This is a genomic window from Brevundimonas sp. FV1ye28, assembly GCF_058681135.1.
The window spans coordinates 1,076,503-1,090,953 of the sequence record NZ_CM178731.1 but is presented as its reverse complement, the minus strand read 5'-3'; the positions used below and the strand labels follow the sequence as shown (position 1 = coordinate 1,090,953).

The following is a 14,451-nucleotide window of genomic DNA, read 5'->3' as shown; positions in this document are numbered from 1 at the left end:
GGAAAAAGGGGAGGATTCAGACCGCCGGGCGGGCGATCAGAGCCTCGACGTAGTCAGGCGCCGCCTCGGCGGCCTTCATCCGCTTCACCAGTCCCATGTCGAAATAGTCGCGCCAGGCGCAGACCTTTCCGTCCCGGAATTCCAACACGCCGGCATAGGGTGCGGCGACGCGCACGCCGTCGTTGCCGACGTATTCGTCGACCCCCTCGAGGAAGAGAAGGGGGCCTGACTCGGCGTGGTGAAAGATGCGCCAAGTGACCTCGCCCATCGTTCCACGGAATTTGGTCAGGAACTCCACCGACGCCGTCTTGCCGATCAGCGGCGGTGCGATCGCGGTAGCGTAGTGCCAGACGATATCGTCGGTCATCAGGCTGGCGACCGCCTCGATATCCGCCTGTTTCCAAGCTTCGATCAGCGTCTTCAGTATCTCGTAGTGTCCGGCCATGCCTCGGTCCCTTCACGCGGCTGGGCAGCGGCGGGAACGCCGTCTCGCCCGTGTTTCGTTGGTCGTTCCGATCCCGGCGGCTCTGCGGCCGCCTTGTCAGTTTCACTATACAAGTTACTATGGAGACGGCAACAGCGCCGGAGACGAACGTGTCTCGGCCGCGCTTGACCTCGAGGGCGCTGGGTCGCACACCTGAAACAATGCTACATGGAAACGCCGCCGCGGCGGCTGCAACGCCCGGTACATCCCAGTTGGTCCGCGTCAGTTCGGCGGCGCGCGCGCTGAACATCGTCGGCGATCGCTGGAGCCTGCTGATTCTCTACGCCGCCTTCTCCGGCGAAACGCGATTCGACGGGCTGCAAAGGCTGACCGGCATGGCGCGCAGCATTCTCGCGGACCGCCTGAAGCGGCTCGAAGAGTCGAAGGTGCTTCACCGACGCAAATATCAGGACCGGCCCGCACGGTACGAATATGTGCTGACCCGCGCCGGTGTCGGTCTGTATCCCACAGCCCTGGCGGTGCTGGGCTGGGAGAAGCGCTGGCACTACGACAGCGAACTCAAGTCGCATCGGCTGGTCCATTCGACGTGCGGCAAGACGTTCACGCCGACCCTGGTGTGTGGAGCCTGTCGCGAGCCGGTGACCGCTCGCGGCGTCAGTCTGATCGATGGTCCTGGCGCGGGTCTCGAGCCTGCCCCCAAAGCCCGCTTGCAGCGCCGTTCGACTCTGGCCGCAGCGCCCATGCCCGAGGATAGCGCTCTACAGCTTCATCCAATGATCGAACGCTCGATCGACATCCTTGGCGACCGCTGGACCACCCACACTTTGGCGGCCGCCTTCTATGGCTGTCGGCGCTTCACGGAGTTTCAGAGCGCCCTGAAAGCAGGCACCAATATCCTTGCCGATCGTCTGGCGCTTCTGGTTGCCAGGGGGGTCCTAGTGAAAATTCAGTATCAGGTCCGCCCGGCACGATCCGAATACCGGCTGACACCTGAGGGCCTGGACCTGTTCCCCATCATCGCCACACTGATGTCATGGGGCGACGAGTGGTTGAGCGACGATCAGGGCGCGCCTGAGATTCTTCTGCACGGAGCTTGCGGTCAGAAAATGAAGCCGCTGATGGTATGCGATCAATGCCTCGACCCTGTCTATGCCGCCACCACCCGGTTGCCGGACGATGGTTGACCATCTTACCGGGACCCGCTGAACCGTCGGTCAGGGCGTCGGTCAGGGCGTCGGTCCGTTCTAGGCTCAGGCCCCATTGATGTGATGCGCTCGATCTTCTTCAGGCTCTGCAAGGAGACTGAATAAGAGCGCCCCTGATTGGCTGACGACGAGCAGATGGAGCGGCTCAGGCCGCACTTTCCCAAGAGCCACGGCAGGCCAGAATGGGCGATCGCCCAATGCTGAGCGGGATCATCTCCGTCATCGCAACGGGCTTCGACGACATGACGCGCCGGCGGCCTATGGCCCACACAAGACGCTGTAGAATTGCGGGAAGCGGCGCAGGGGGGCATCCGGATGATGCAGGGCCTGTCCGGTGGCAGGACTGAGCGCCGAAAGGTTCCACCAAAGCCGCACCGTCTCGTAGCAGATATCGATGCCCCGCTCGGCCAGCAGGTCAGCCACCTTTCGGAGCGACAGCGGGGACTTAACATACGTCATGTCCACGGTCCGGACTACCTCAGGCGAGTTGTCGAAGTAGCGGAAAGGGTTGGTCGATTTCGGCAGGCCGGCACCACTAAGTGGGTTCCCTTACCGTCGAGCTAAGTTTGGCCTGATAGGGTCTGTGGTCTCTATCCCGAGAAAGTGCATTGCTCGGGCATTGCTGCTTGGCGCTGCCGATTGGTCGATCGAGATACTTGAAAGCTCAGCGTGCCGATCTCCTATTCGTGTGCGCCCACGATTGGTCCTTTAAATTGGTATGCAAATAACAGGCTCTTTGGATGTCGATATAGGTTGACAGATATGCCTCGCCAATCCAGCCTCCTAGCTAACAATAAAGTTGGATTGGGAGGTCCATAATTATGCGTATCAAGGGACGGGTGAAGTTCGGCCGGCGGCTGATACCGACGCTTTTGGCCAGTACGTCGCTGATGGTCGCGGGAACAGCTTTCGCCCAGGACGGCCAGACCCGCGAAGAGACGGCGGATCAGGTGGATGAGATTATCGTCACCGGCATCCGGGCCTCGCTGCAGAACGCGCTGACGGAGAAGCGGAACGCCGACAATCTGGTGGAGGTGATCCAGGCCGAGGACATCGGCAAGCTGCCCGATCAGAACCTCGCAGAGGTGCTGGAGAACGTCACCGGCATCCAGATCACGCGCGAGGCCGGAGTCGGCCGGGGCGTGCAGATCCGGGGTACGGACGCCAACCGCGTGGAGATCAACGGCGTCTCGACCGTGGGGTCGGGCTCGGGCCGGTCAGGCATCAGCTTCGACGACCTTGCCGCCTCGATGATCTCGTCGGTCGAAGTGATCAAGGTTTCGGAGGCCGCGACCATCGAAGGGTCGGTCGGCGGCACCATCAACCTGCGCACCATCCGTCCGCTGGACCTGACCGAACCCCTGTTCGCCGTGCGCGCACAGTCGGAATACAGCGACCTGTCCGACACGGCGACGCCGCGCTACTCCGGCACCGTCGGCCGTCGCTGGGATACCGGCATCGGCGAAATCGGCCTGGTGGGAAGCTTCAGCTACGCCGAACAGGACGTGGCCGCCTTCCGTCCGCGGGTCGACCGCGACGCCGTGGTGACCCCGACCTCGGGCCGTGCCAGCGCCGAGGCGTTTCCGTTCCTGCGCATCCAGTTCTTCAACCAGGACTATGATAATTTCGAGTATGAAACTCAGAACTTCGCGGGTTCTGCGGAGTGGAAGCCGACCGACAATCTGAAGTTCTATTTCGACGCCGTTCTGAACGATCAGCAGCGGGCGGAGCAGAGTTCGACGGTGCAGATCTCGACCGTGTCCGACAACGGCGTGGTCGACAATACCGACAACACCGCGTTCGAGACGGTCAATCTGGGCACGGCCCAGGGGCCGAACGGCGACATCAATCTGGGCACCGTTCAGGCGGCCGTCGCCGGCATCATCCAGCCGCGCCTGAACGGCAACCTCGCGCCCTATCTGCGGACCACCAGCGACACTGGATCGCGGATTACAGAAAGCCGTGTCTGGTCGACGGGCTTCGAATGGACCGGCGAACGGCTGACCCTGAGCGGTCAGGCGGCGCTGTCGACGTCGGATTCCTTCCTGCCCAGCTTCAACACCACGCTGGAGTTCGTAAACCCCAACTCGCCGCGTCCGGTTCGGGGGCTGAGCCTAGCCAATGGGGTGCCGATCGAGTTCGATCTGAGGAACGATACGCTGCAATTCGGCATCGCCCAGGGTTTGGCGTCCACGCCCACCCCCGCCATGCTGCGCGACCCGGCCAACTATCGCCTGCACCAGGTGGCACAATCACGGAACCTGCGTGAGAACGAAGAGAAGGCGCTGCGCTTCGACGCCTCCTACGACACGTTCGACATGCTGCCGCTGATCACTTCGATCGACGCCGGCCTGCGCTGGAACCAGACGAGCGCGGTGAACGACAACGTCACCGGCACGACGGGTTTCACAAACCTGACCAACTCGTTCTTCCGGCCTAGCGGCAATCTGTTCGCGGGTCTGCTGACCCCTGGCCCGGACAACTTCAACGCCGCGGACGACCGGCGGCTTTACTTCCCCGACTTCCTGATCGTCGATGGCCAGCGCGCCTTCGGCGATCCTGAGGGAACCCTGGCCGCGCTGAACGCCGCCATCGTCGCCAGCAATGCGGCTAACGGATCGAACATCGCCGAAATCCGGGTGCCGACGTCACAGGCGAGCGCCTTCTTCGAGATCACCGAAGACACGACTGCCGCCTATGTGCAGGCCAACTACGAGACGGAAGCCCTCGGCTTTCCGGTGCGCGGAAACCTGGGTCTGCGCTACATCACCACAGATCTGGAATCCGTAGGCAACACCGTCGCTACCGGCGGTACGACGGTGCAGGCGCAGAACGCCTCGTCCTACGAGTTCTGGCTGCCGCGCTTCAACATCGTGGCCGAACCGGCGGAGGACGTCATCATCCGGGGCGGCATCGCCCGCGATATCCGCAGGCCGGACTTCAATGATCTGTCTTCCTCGGTGACCTTCGTCACCAGCGAGACCAGCGCCGTTGTTCGTGGAAATCCGGAGCTTCAGCCCGAGGCGGTTCTGTCGTTCGATCTGGCCGCGGAGTGGTATTTCGCCCCCGCCAGCCTGATCAGCGTGGGGGTGTTCCACAAGGTGCGTGACAACCTGTTCGCCAGCGTAACCGAAAGCCCGCCGGACAATGCCGTGGGCGGCGTCGCAAATCGCAGCCGCGATCAGGCTTGCCCAGGGGGCGGGGTTTACAACCCCATCGCCATCATCAACCAGAACAATCCCGCTCGTGGCGAAGTCGGCATCTGCGTTCCCCTGACCTCGACCTTCAACGTCGATGGCGAGACAACCCAGACCGGCGTCGAGGTGGCTTTGCAGTACGACCTGTCGCAGTTCGAAGATCGCCTGGGCTGGGCCTCCGGCTTCGGCTTCATCGGCAACTTCACCTACCAGGAAACCGGGGGAGATGTTCAGAACTACCGGACCATCGGCCTGTCGCGCAACACCACGCGCGACCTGGGTTTCAGCCCCCTGCCGCAGGATCTGATCGAGCTCGAGAACCTGTCGAAATACTCGTACAACACGACCATCTTCTATGAGCGGGACGGGTTGAGCGCGCGGGTTCGCTATACGTGGCGGTCGGACTTCATCAACACCGAGGCCTTCACCTCGGCGTTCGACGTGCCGCGGGTCAGCGATGACCGTGGGCAGCTGAACGCCAGCGTCAACTACGACCTGACCAGCTGGGCGAGCGTCGGCATCGAGGCGATCAATCTGACGCGCGAAGACGCCAACGAGTTCTGCATCAATGACGACGCGCTGCTCTGCTACAACGGCCTGACGGATCGTCGGATCACGGCGGGTCTGAGCCTGCGCTTCTAGATTTCTCCCCGACCGGAGGGGGCGTCCTGACGGGCGTCCCCCAAGGGTTGTGAAGATGGTGGCGTAACGGTGTAGAGAAGGGCTGAGGAGCCTCAAGAGTCGCCGATGTCAGAACAACGCCTTTACCAGTCGGTCGCCAAACAGATCCGCGACGCGATCGAAAGCGGGGAGTTTCCCGTGGGCGCGCGCCTGCCTGGCGAGCGCGAGTTGGCGGAGCGGTTCAACGTCAGCCGGGTCACGATCCGTGAGGCGGAGATCGCGCTGGAGGCGCTGGGCTGGATCTCTATCAAGACCGGATCGGGCGTCTATGTCCTGTCGCGCGACGCCCATGTCGCCGGGCGTCTGCCCGACGTCACGGCCTTCGACCTGACGGCCGCGCGAGCGGTGATCGAGGCGGAGGCGGCCGCCCTGGCGGCGGCCCATATCGACGAGGCGGGTCTGGCCGAGCTGGACGCCCTGATCGCCGTCATGTCGGACCCCAAGGCCACGGATGCCCAGTCGAGCGCGGCGGACCAGAGGTTCCACGAGACCATCGCCAGGATCTCAGGCAACCCGGTGGTCGAGCACTGCATCAAGCTGATCTGGCGGATGCGGACCGAGCTGCCGAAGGTGGTTCAGGTCTACAAGAGCGTCTGTCATCACGACTGGGATTCCCGGACGGACGAGCATGCCGCCATCGTGGAGGCCCTGCGCAGCCGGGATCCGCAGGCGTCGCGGGCGGCGATGCGGGATCACTTCCACCGCCTGTTCGAGGCCATGCTGGAGTCCGAGGAGGCCGAGGCCCTGGCCGAGGTCCGCAGGAAGACCCAGCTGGACCGGGACCGGTTCATGGCGACCATGTCCGCACGGGTCTGAGGCCCGCCGCGTCCGTTTTGCAGTCGAGCCCCCAAGTGGCGATTTCGACCAGGCAATGACCGCAGATCGCCGACGATTTCGGTGATTTCGACAATGCAAAGACCGCCGCCATTCGTCGAGTTCGACGAGGATGGCTATGCAGATTTGTGCAAAGGCCGCAGCAGGGACTATTCACTGGTCCGGCAACTGGTTTGCACAACGGTCCTGGAATTGGTCCGTAAAGTCGGTTGACGGCTGCAGTTCCAGTTTCTAGCTTCGGTCCGGTAGAGATCGCCAAGATCCGCCGGGAGGAACGATGCCGACGCTGGGGCTCAAGACGCCACTTCTCGCGATCACGGTCGCGGTCGCCGCGATCGGCGCGCCGTCGACGACGTCGGCCGAGTCGGCCCTGGTTCGAAACCCGCAGGAGTTCGCGACGGCGGTCGGTCGTCTGCAGCCCGGCGACACCCTGACCCTGGCGGATGGCGAGTGGAGGGATTTCGAGATCCTGTTCGCCGGGCGCGGGACCGAGGATCGGCCCATCACCCTGACGGCCCAGACGCCCGGCGGGGTGAGGATCACCGGCCGGTCCAACCTGCGCCTGTCGGGCGAGCATCTGGTGGTGTCGAACCTGGTGTTCCGCGACGGCTTCTCGCCGACGGGCGAGGTGCTGGCCTTTCGCGCGTCACTGACCGAGCGGGCCAACTACAGCCGGATCACCAGTGTGGTGGTGGACGGCTTTTCCAAGCCCGACCGCGCCGAATCGGACAACTGGGTCGCCCTGTATGGCGAGCACAATCGCTTCGACCACAACCAACTGACCGGCAAGACAAACGCCGGAACGACCCTGGTCGTGATCCGCGATCCCGAACAGGGGCTGGTGAACCGGCACCGGATCGACCACAATTATTTCGGCGACCGGCCCGTGCTGGGCTCGAACGGCGGCGAGACGATCCGCGTCGGGACCAGCCATGAATCGGCCTCCGACAGCTTCACGACGGTCGAGAACAACTGGTTCGAGCACGTGAACGGCGAGGTCGAGATCGTCTCGAACAAGTCGGGCGGCAACACCTATCGCGGCAACGTCTTCTTCGAGAGCCAGGGGGCTATGGTGCTGCGCCACGGCGACGGCAACGTCATCGAGGACAACGTCTTCCTCGGCAACGGCGTGGCGAACTCCGGCGGGGTCCGGGTGATCAACCGGCGCAACACCGTGCGCAACAACTACATGGAGGGGCTGAGCGGGTCGAACTTCGGCAGCGCCCTGACCATCATGTACGGCGTGCCGAACTCGCCGCTGCACCGCTATGTCCAGGTCGACGGCGCGGTGATCGAAAACAACACCGTCATCGACGCGCGCGAGATGCTGCTGGGCGCCGGGATGGACGCCGAGCGGTCGGCCGCGCCGATCAACAGCCGCTTCGCCGACAACCTGATCGTCAATCGCGACGGCCGTGACCCTGTGCGCGTGATGGGCGACATGTCGGGCATCGCCTTCGCGGGCAATGTGCAGTCGCCGACGGCGGGCGATCTGCCGGACGTGTCAGGGCGCGAGATCGTACTGGAGCGAGGTCCGAACGGGTTGCTGGCGCCCGTGGGTGTGGACGGCGTGGGGGCGCGGCGCGACCTGGCCTATCTTCCGCGCGAGGCGACCGGCGTCAGCTGGTATCCCAAGACGAGGACCGTGGCGGCACTGGACAGCGGGGCCGTTCATGAGGTCGCGCCCGGCGAGGATACCCTGACCCGCGCAATCGCCCAGGCGGCGGCCGGCGACCGGATCACGCTTACGCCCGGCGTCTATGTCGTCAACCAGACCCTCGCCGTCAGCCGCGCCGTGACCGTCGAGGGGCCGGCCGAGGGGCGGGCGGAAATCCGGTTCTCGCGTCCGGCCCTGTTCGAGATCGTGCGCGGCGGATCGCTGAGGCTTTCGCGTGTCGCCGTGTCCGGCGTTCTGGCACCCGACATCGCGGGAGCGGCGGTGATCCGGGCGGGGCAGGGGGCGGCGGGCTATTCCCTGATCGTCGAGGACTCGTCGTTCGAGGACCTGACGGTCAATCGCGGTTTCAACGTCTTCGCCGCAGGGCCGGGCTCGCTGGCCGATCGCATCCGCCTGGAGCGGGTGACGGTCGATAAGGCGACGGGGGCGGTACTGGCCGCCCATACCGAGACGGCGGACCTGGGCACCTATAACGCCGAGGTGGTGGAGGTGGTGGACAGCGTGTTCCGCGACGTGATGGGGCCTGTGCTGGACCTCTATCGCGGCGGGACGGACGAAAGCACCTTCGGGCCTCGGCTGACGCTGACCGGATCGCGGTTCGAGCGCGTCGGGCGGGGCGAGGACGCCGGGGCGATCAAGCTGCACGGGGTGCAGCGGACCGAGGTGCGGGGCAACCGTTTCGTCGATTCCGGCGCGCCTAGCTTCGTTCGACGCGTGGGCGATCCGGTCCTGATCTGGAGTGACAACCGGCTGGAGAACACGCCGGACCTGACCACCAATGTTGCGCCGCTGGAGATCGCGCCATGAACCGTTCGGTCCTGATGGCGGTGCTGGCCGTCCTGTCGGCGGGGGCGCCCGCGAGCGTCTTGGCTCAAGGCGTTCCGGCCGCGACGGTGCGCGCGGACGAAACCGGGCCGGTGCTGGTCTCGCCGGATCAGTGGCGGGCGATGGCCGAGGCGGGCGACCGCTATCCGATGTTCGCCGCCGAGCGCGCGCGGGTCGAGCGCGAGGTCCGTGCGGCGATGGCCGCCGGGATCAACGTGCCGCAGCCGAGGGATCTGGGCGGCGGTGTCACGCACGAACAGCACAAGGCCAACTACAAGGCCCTGGCCGGAGCGGGGGCCCTGTACCGGATGACGGGCGACCGGGCCTATGCCGATTTCGCGCGCGACATGCTGCTGGAATACGCGCGGCTGTATCCGACGCTGAGCGACTTCTCGGGCGGCGCGGCCTCGGTGAAGGGACGGCTGTTCTGGCAGGCGCTGAACGACTCGGTCTGGCTGGTCTATGCGGCGCAAGGCTATGACGCGATCCGCGAGACCCTGACGCCCGAGCAGCGCACGACGATCGACGACGACGTCTTCAGGCGCATGGCGCGGTTCCTGTCCGAAGAGAACGCGACCTATTTCGACCGCATCCACAATCATGCGACCTGGGCCACGGCCGGGGTGGGGATGACCGGCTATGTGCTGCGCGATCCGGACCTGGTGGACCGCGCGCTGAACGGCACGGCGGGCGACGGGCGCGCCGGGTTCCTGCGGCAGGTGGACGAGCTGTTCTCGCCGGACGGCTATTACGCCGAGGGTCCGTACTACCAGCGCTACGCCCTGGCGCCCTTCATCATCTTCGCCCGCGCGATCCAGCAGAACGAGCCGGATCGGGCCATCTTCGCGCGGCGTGACGGGGTGCTGCTGAAGGCCGTCGATGGGGTGATCCAGTCGTCCTATGACGGCCTGCTGTTCCCGATCAACGACGCCATGCCCGACAAGGGGCTGATGTCGGAAGAGATCGTCACCGGCGTGGCCGTCGCCTATTCCCAGACCCAGGACCCGAGCCTGTTGTCGATCGCCGAGGGGCAGGGGCGGACGCTGCTCTCGCCCGACGGTCTGGCGGTGGCGCGGGGCGTGGCCGAGGGGCTGGCCCAGCCGTTCGACTTTCGCTCGATGCAGCTTCGCGACGGGCCGGACGGGGACCTGGGCAACCTGGTCTTCCTGAGGCACGGCGGTGAGACCGGCCAGGCGCTGGTGATGAAGAACACTCAGCAGGGGCAGGGCCACGGCCATTTCGACCGGCTGGGCATGCTGTTCTACGACAATGGAAATCCGGTGGTGCGCGACTACGGCGCCGCGCGGTTCCTGAACATCGAGGCCAAGGCTGGCGGTCATTACCTGGACGAGAACCACAGCTGGGCCATGCAGACGGTGGCGCACAATACGCTGGTCGTCGGCGGAGCGAGCCAGTTCGGCGCGGTCTGGCAGACCGGCGAGGAACATCCGACCACGCCCTTGTTCTTCGAGGTCGAGGACGGTTTGCAGATCGCTTCGGCCCGGCTGGAGCAAGGCTATGACGGCGTGGTCCTGACCCGGACCCTGGCGATGGTGGAGCATCCGGACCTGCAGTTCCCGATCGTGATCGACCTGTTCCGCGCGGACGGGGAGGCGGCGACCGACTACGATCTGCCGCTGCATTTCAACGGTCACATCATCTCGGCCTTCGAGGCGGAGCACTCGGTGCGCGAGCGGCCGGTGCTGGGCGAGGCGAACGGATACCAGCACCTGTGGGTCGATGCGGTGGCCGCGCCGACGAGCGAAAGCCGCAGCCTGACCTGGCTGCTGGACGGGCGCTTCTACACCTATCGTTTCGCGGCCTCGTCGCCGATCAGCGCCCTGCTGGTCGAGAGCGGCGCCAATGATCCGAACTTCAACCTGCGACGCGAACAGGCGCTGATCCAGCGGATGTCGGGGCAGGCGGACGCCAGCTTCTTCTCCGTGCTGGAGCCTCACGGCCTGTCGGACGGCACGGCCGAGATCGTGTCGGGGGCGACGAGCCAGGTTCGCGACATCTCCCGCCTGCGCGGCGAGGGGGCGGATGTGATCGTGCTGACGCTGGTCTCCGGCAAGACCCTGGCGCTGGGCGTCGCCGACGACGTCGCGGCCGGTGCGCGGCATCGCGTTCAGGCGGACGGCCAGACCTATGAATGGACCGGGCCCTACGCCCGGTTCGATCGCTGAGGAGCGGGACGATGAAGTCCAACATGAGATGGGTCATCATCGGCCTGATCGCGATCGCCACGGTGGTCAACTACATCGACCGAAACGCCCTGGCGGTGATGTGGCCGGAGATTGCGCCCGAGATCGGCGCGACCAAGGAGGACTACGCCCTCCTGGTCACCGTCTTCATGCTGTTCTACGCCCTGGGTCAGTTCGTGTTCGGCAAGCTGTTCGACGCGATCGGGACGCGGCTGGGCTTCGCCCTGTCGATCGGGGTGTGGTCCATCTCGATCGCTCTGCACGCAGTGGCCAGCTCGATCACCTCGTTCAGCATCTTCCGCGCCATGCTGGGGATCAGCGAGGCGGGCGCCTGGCCGGGTGCGGTCAAGGCGAATGCGGAGTGGTTTCCGGCGAGGGAGCGGGCCTTCGCCCAAGGCATCTTCAACGCCGGCGCCTCCATCGGAGCCATCGTGTCGGCGCCGCTGATCGCCCTGATGTTTCTCTACATGGGCTGGAAGGGAACCTTCCTGGTGATCGGCGTGCTCGGGTTCGTCTGGCTGCTGCCTTGGCTGGTCATCTATCGCGCCGGGCCGGACAAGCATCCCTGGGTCAGCGAGGCCGAGCGCGCCCTGATCCTGGATAAGGCCGAGGTCCAGAACCCGGAGGCACCCCTGGCTCCCGCCTATGTGCCGACGGTCAAGCAACTGCTGAGCCACCGCGAAAGCTGGGGCATCATCCTGTCGCGCTTCTTCCTCGACCCGATCTGGTGGCTGTTCGTGTCCTGGCTGCCGATCTATCTGGCCGAGACGTTCGACTTCGACATCAAGCAGATCGGCATCTTCGCCTGGGTGCCCTTCGTCGGCGCCATGATCGGCAGCCTGCTGGGCGGCTGGCTGTCCGGCCAGCTCATCAAGTCGGGCCGAGAGCCGGGAATCGCGCGCAAGATCGTGGTCACCCTGGGCGGCGCGATCATGGTGCCCTGCCTGATCGCGGCGCCGTTGATGATCGATCCCACTGCGGCCGTCCTGGTCATCGCGGGCGTGCTGTTCGGCTTCCAGATCGCCATCGGCAATATCCAGACCATCCCCGGCGACCTGTTCGACGGGCGTTCGGTCGGATCCCTGGCCGGCATCGGCGGCATGGCGGCGGTGGCCGGCACCCTGATCACCACCTGGCTGGTACCCGTCATGACCAAGGTCTCCTACGGCCCGATCTTCATTCTGGTCGCCGCCCTGGTTCCACTTTCCCTCCTCTCCCTGTGGTTCGTCACCGGTCGCATCGCGCCCGTCCAGCCGGCCACCCCCAACGCTCTGAAGGATTCCTAATGCGCCTCAAGAACAAGGTCGCCATCGTCACCGGCGGCGGACGCGACATCGGTCGCGACGTGTCGCGGGTTCTCGCCCGCGAAGGCGCGAAGGTCGTCATCAACTTCGCCAACGACGAGGCGAGCGCCAATGAGACGCTGGAGAGCGTCAAGGCTGCGGGCGGCGAGGCGATCATCTGCCGCGCCGATGTCACCACCCAGGCGGGCGTCGACGCCCTGGTCGCCGCGAGCAAGGCGGCCTTCGGCGAGGCCGTGCACGTCCTGGTCAACCTGGCCGGCGGCATGGTCGAGCGGCGTCCGCTGGCGGACATCGACGAGGCCTTCTTCGACAAGGTCATGACCCTGAACCTCAAGTCGGCCTATCTGATGACGCGAGCGGTCGCGCCCTTGATGCCCGCCGGTTCGGCCATCGTGAACTTCTCGTCCCAGGCCGGCCGTGACGGCGGCGGCCCCGGCGCCGCCATCTATGCGACGTCCAAGGGCGCGCTGATGACCTTCACCCGGTCGATGGCCAAGGAACTGGGTCCCAAGGGCGTGCGAGTGAACAGCCTGTGTCCCGGTATGATCGCGACCAGCTTCCACGACACCTTCACCAAGCCGGAGGTTCGCACGATGGTCGAAGGCAGTACGCCCCTTCGTCGCCAGGGTCGGGCCAGCGAGGTCGCCGAGACGGTGCTGTATCTGGCCTCGGACGACGCGGCCTTCGTCACGGGAGCCAACATCGACATCAACGGCGGGATGTATTTCTCGTGATCCGGCTAGGGCGGGTCGCGATCGCGCTGTCGCTGGCGCTGGCGGGGTCGCCGGCGCTGGCCCAGCAGGCATCGGTGTGGCTACCCGCCTGGACGGCCGCGCCGGCGCCGCCCCGGTTCGACGGCCCGCCAGAGGCTCCGCTCGGCTATCTGGACCAGACCATCCGTCAGGACATCCGGGTCGGCGTCTCGGCCGAGGCTGTGCGTCTGCGGATCAGCAACGAGGTCGGTCTGGAGCCGCTGACACTGACGCGCGTCACCGCCACGGGACCTGACGGACGGGTGTCGCCCGTGACCTTCAGCGGGCTTTCCGACATCACCCTGCCGGTCGGGGTTGCGTTGTTGAGCGATCCCCTTTCGATCGCGCTGGAGCGGTCGGAGATTCTGAGCGTCAGCCTGCATGCGCCCGGGCCGACGCGCGGCGTGGTGCGGCGGGTGGCGGTGCGGCTGGGCGCGGGCGATGCGCCGGTTCCGACCGAGGCCCCGCTGGAGCGCCGTCAGAGTTTCGTCTCGGCCGTCTACGCCCTGACCGACGAGCCTTCGGCGGTGGTGGTGGCGTTCGGGGATTCCATCACCGAAGGCGGCAGCTCGACCCTGGGTGCGGAAGCCGACTGGCCGGCTGTGCTGAACCGACGACTGGAGGTCGCCTGTCCGGGGGCCTTCGTGGTCGTCAATGCCGGCATCAGCGGCAACCAGATGGTCCGCGACGGACGCAGCGCCAATGCACGCGCTCGACTGGATCGCGACGTGCTGTCTCACAGCGGCGTGACCCATGTCATCCTGATCGAGGGGATCAACGATATCCGCCACGACGGCAATCCGGCCAATGTCGGCCGGTCGCCGGAGGAGGTGATCGCCGCCTATCGTCAGGTGATCGCTCGCCTGCACCTGCGCGGCATCAAGGTCATCGGCGGCACCATGACGGCGTTCGGCGGCTCCGAGCGGTTCGACGAGCGGTCCGAAAGCGCGCGTCAGATGATCAATGCCTTCATTCGTGACAGCGGAGAGTTCGACGCCGTCGCCGATTTTGATCTCGCCACCCGGAATCCGGATGAGCCGCTGGCCCTCCGGGCAGATCTGGTCGGAAACGACCGGCTCCATCCCAATGACGCCGGCTACCAGGCGATGGCGAATGCTATCGATCTGTCGGGCTTCGCTGGGGCCGATGGTGTCTGCGAGTTGCCTCAGGGGTAGTCAGTCGGTCGGTGGTGGGGTGCAGTCAGCAATCTCACTCGCAGAGCGATCTCGCGGAATGGCGCTTAGGCCCAACGCGGGGCAGGGAGGCTGATTAGCCAGCTGACATCGACACGGTATTTGAAGTCAGACGTTCGCGACCACGGCTGTT

The 14,451-nt window shown here is 65.6% G+C and carries 10 protein-coding genes and 1 pseudogene; 9 read left to right on the top strand and 2 right to left on the bottom strand.

The window, feature by feature from the left end:
• Nucleotides 1-16 precede the first annotated feature (16 nt).
• Nucleotides 17-445: a nuclear transport factor 2 family protein gene (locus tag ACW171_RS05490; protein WP_492096084.1), complete on the bottom strand. Its 429-nt coding sequence runs from the start codon at nucleotides 443-445 to the stop codon at nucleotides 17-19.
• A gap of 251 nt (nucleotides 446-696) precedes the next feature.
• Between ACW171_RS05490 and ACW171_RS05485 the strand changes: the two genes are divergently transcribed.
• Together ACW171_RS05485 and ACW171_RS05480 are read left to right on the top strand one after the other, a co-directional pair.
• Nucleotides 697-1,629, top strand: coding sequence for a winged helix-turn-helix transcriptional regulator (locus ACW171_RS05485; RefSeq protein ID WP_492096083.1), 933 nt, complete (start codon nucleotides 697-699; stop codon nucleotides 1,627-1,629).
• 156 nt (nucleotides 1,630-1,785) lie between these two features.
• A pseudogene (locus ACW171_RS05480) lies at nucleotides 1,786-1,930 on the top strand (IS5/IS1182 family transposase); the annotation flags it as partial.
• Here the strand turns inward: ACW171_RS05480 and ACW171_RS05475 are convergent.
• Nucleotides 1,909-2,109: a hypothetical protein gene (locus ACW171_RS05475; protein WP_492096082.1), complete on the bottom strand. Its 201-nt coding sequence runs from the start codon at nucleotides 2,107-2,109 to the stop codon at nucleotides 1,909-1,911. The pseudogene ACW171_RS05480 and the gene ACW171_RS05475 sit on opposite strands and share 22 nt — an antisense overlap.
• A gap of 362 nt (nucleotides 2,110-2,471) precedes the next feature.
• Between ACW171_RS05475 and ACW171_RS05470 the strand changes: the two genes are divergently transcribed.
• The 7 genes from ACW171_RS05470 (at nucleotide 2,472) to ACW171_RS05440 (ending at nucleotide 14,300) form a co-directional block, all read left to right on the top strand.
• The gene (locus ACW171_RS05470) at nucleotides 2,472-5,489 is read left to right on the top strand and encodes a TonB-dependent receptor (protein WP_492096081.1); all 3,018 of its coding nucleotides are present in this window, start codon (nucleotides 2,472-2,474) and stop codon (nucleotides 5,487-5,489) included.
• A 105-nt stretch (nucleotides 5,490-5,594) separates the two neighbouring features.
• Nucleotides 5,595-6,344, top strand: coding sequence for a FadR/GntR family transcriptional regulator (locus ACW171_RS05465; RefSeq protein ID WP_492096080.1), 750 nt, complete (start codon nucleotides 5,595-5,597; stop codon nucleotides 6,342-6,344).
• Nucleotides 6,345-6,639: 295 nt separating this feature from the next.
• Entirely contained in the window at nucleotides 6,640-8,847 is a 2,208-nt protein-coding gene (locus ACW171_RS05460; RefSeq protein WP_492096079.1) for a polysaccharide lyase 6 family protein, read from the top strand.
• Nucleotides 8,844-11,051: a heparinase II/III domain-containing protein gene (locus ACW171_RS05455; RefSeq protein ID WP_492096078.1), complete on the top strand. Its 2,208-nt coding sequence runs from the start codon at nucleotides 8,844-8,846 to the stop codon at nucleotides 11,049-11,051. The genes ACW171_RS05460 and ACW171_RS05455 overlap by 4 nt, the downstream gene beginning before the upstream one ends.
• A gap of 11 nt (nucleotides 11,052-11,062) precedes the next feature.
• The gene (locus tag ACW171_RS05450; RefSeq protein WP_492096077.1) at nucleotides 11,063-12,355 is read left to right on the top strand and encodes an MFS transporter; all 1,293 of its coding nucleotides are present in this window, start codon (nucleotides 11,063-11,065) and stop codon (nucleotides 12,353-12,355) included.
• The gene (locus ACW171_RS05445; RefSeq protein WP_492096076.1) at nucleotides 12,355-13,107 is read left to right on the top strand and encodes an SDR family NAD(P)-dependent oxidoreductase; all 753 of its coding nucleotides are present in this window, start codon (nucleotides 12,355-12,357) and stop codon (nucleotides 13,105-13,107) included. Before ACW171_RS05450 ends, ACW171_RS05445 begins: the two co-directional genes overlap by 1 nt.
• Nucleotides 13,104-14,300, top strand: coding sequence for an SGNH/GDSL hydrolase family protein (locus ACW171_RS05440; RefSeq protein WP_492096075.1), 1,197 nt, complete (start codon nucleotides 13,104-13,106; stop codon nucleotides 14,298-14,300). The genes ACW171_RS05445 and ACW171_RS05440 overlap by 4 nt, the downstream gene beginning before the upstream one ends.
• Nucleotides 14,301-14,451: the final 151 nt, after the last annotated feature.

Excerpts from the sequence above, each read along its gene's own strand:
- ACW171_RS05490 (WP_492096084.1), bottom strand. The coding sequence starts at position 445 with ATGGCCGGACACTACGAGATACTGAAGACGCTGATCGAAGCTTGGAAA.
- ACW171_RS05475 (WP_492096082.1), bottom strand. The coding sequence starts at position 2,109 with ATGACGTATGTTAAGTCCCCGCTGTCGCTCCGAAAGGTGGCTGACCTG.
- ACW171_RS05470 (WP_492096081.1), top strand. The coding sequence starts at position 2,472 with ATGCGTATCAAGGGACGGGTGAAGTTCGGCCGGCGGCTGATACCGACG.
- ACW171_RS05465 (WP_492096080.1), top strand. The coding sequence starts at position 5,595 with ATGTCAGAACAACGCCTTTACCAGTCGGTCGCCAAACAGATCCGCGAC.
- ACW171_RS05460 (WP_492096079.1), top strand. The coding sequence starts at position 6,640 with ATGCCGACGCTGGGGCTCAAGACGCCACTTCTCGCGATCACGGTCGCG.
- ACW171_RS05455 (WP_492096078.1), top strand. The coding sequence starts at position 8,844 with ATGAACCGTTCGGTCCTGATGGCGGTGCTGGCCGTCCTGTCGGCGGGG.
- ACW171_RS05450 (WP_492096077.1), top strand. The coding sequence starts at position 11,063 with ATGAAGTCCAACATGAGATGGGTCATCATCGGCCTGATCGCGATCGCC.
- ACW171_RS05445 (WP_492096076.1), top strand. The coding sequence starts at position 12,355 with ATGCGCCTCAAGAACAAGGTCGCCATCGTCACCGGCGGCGGACGCGAC.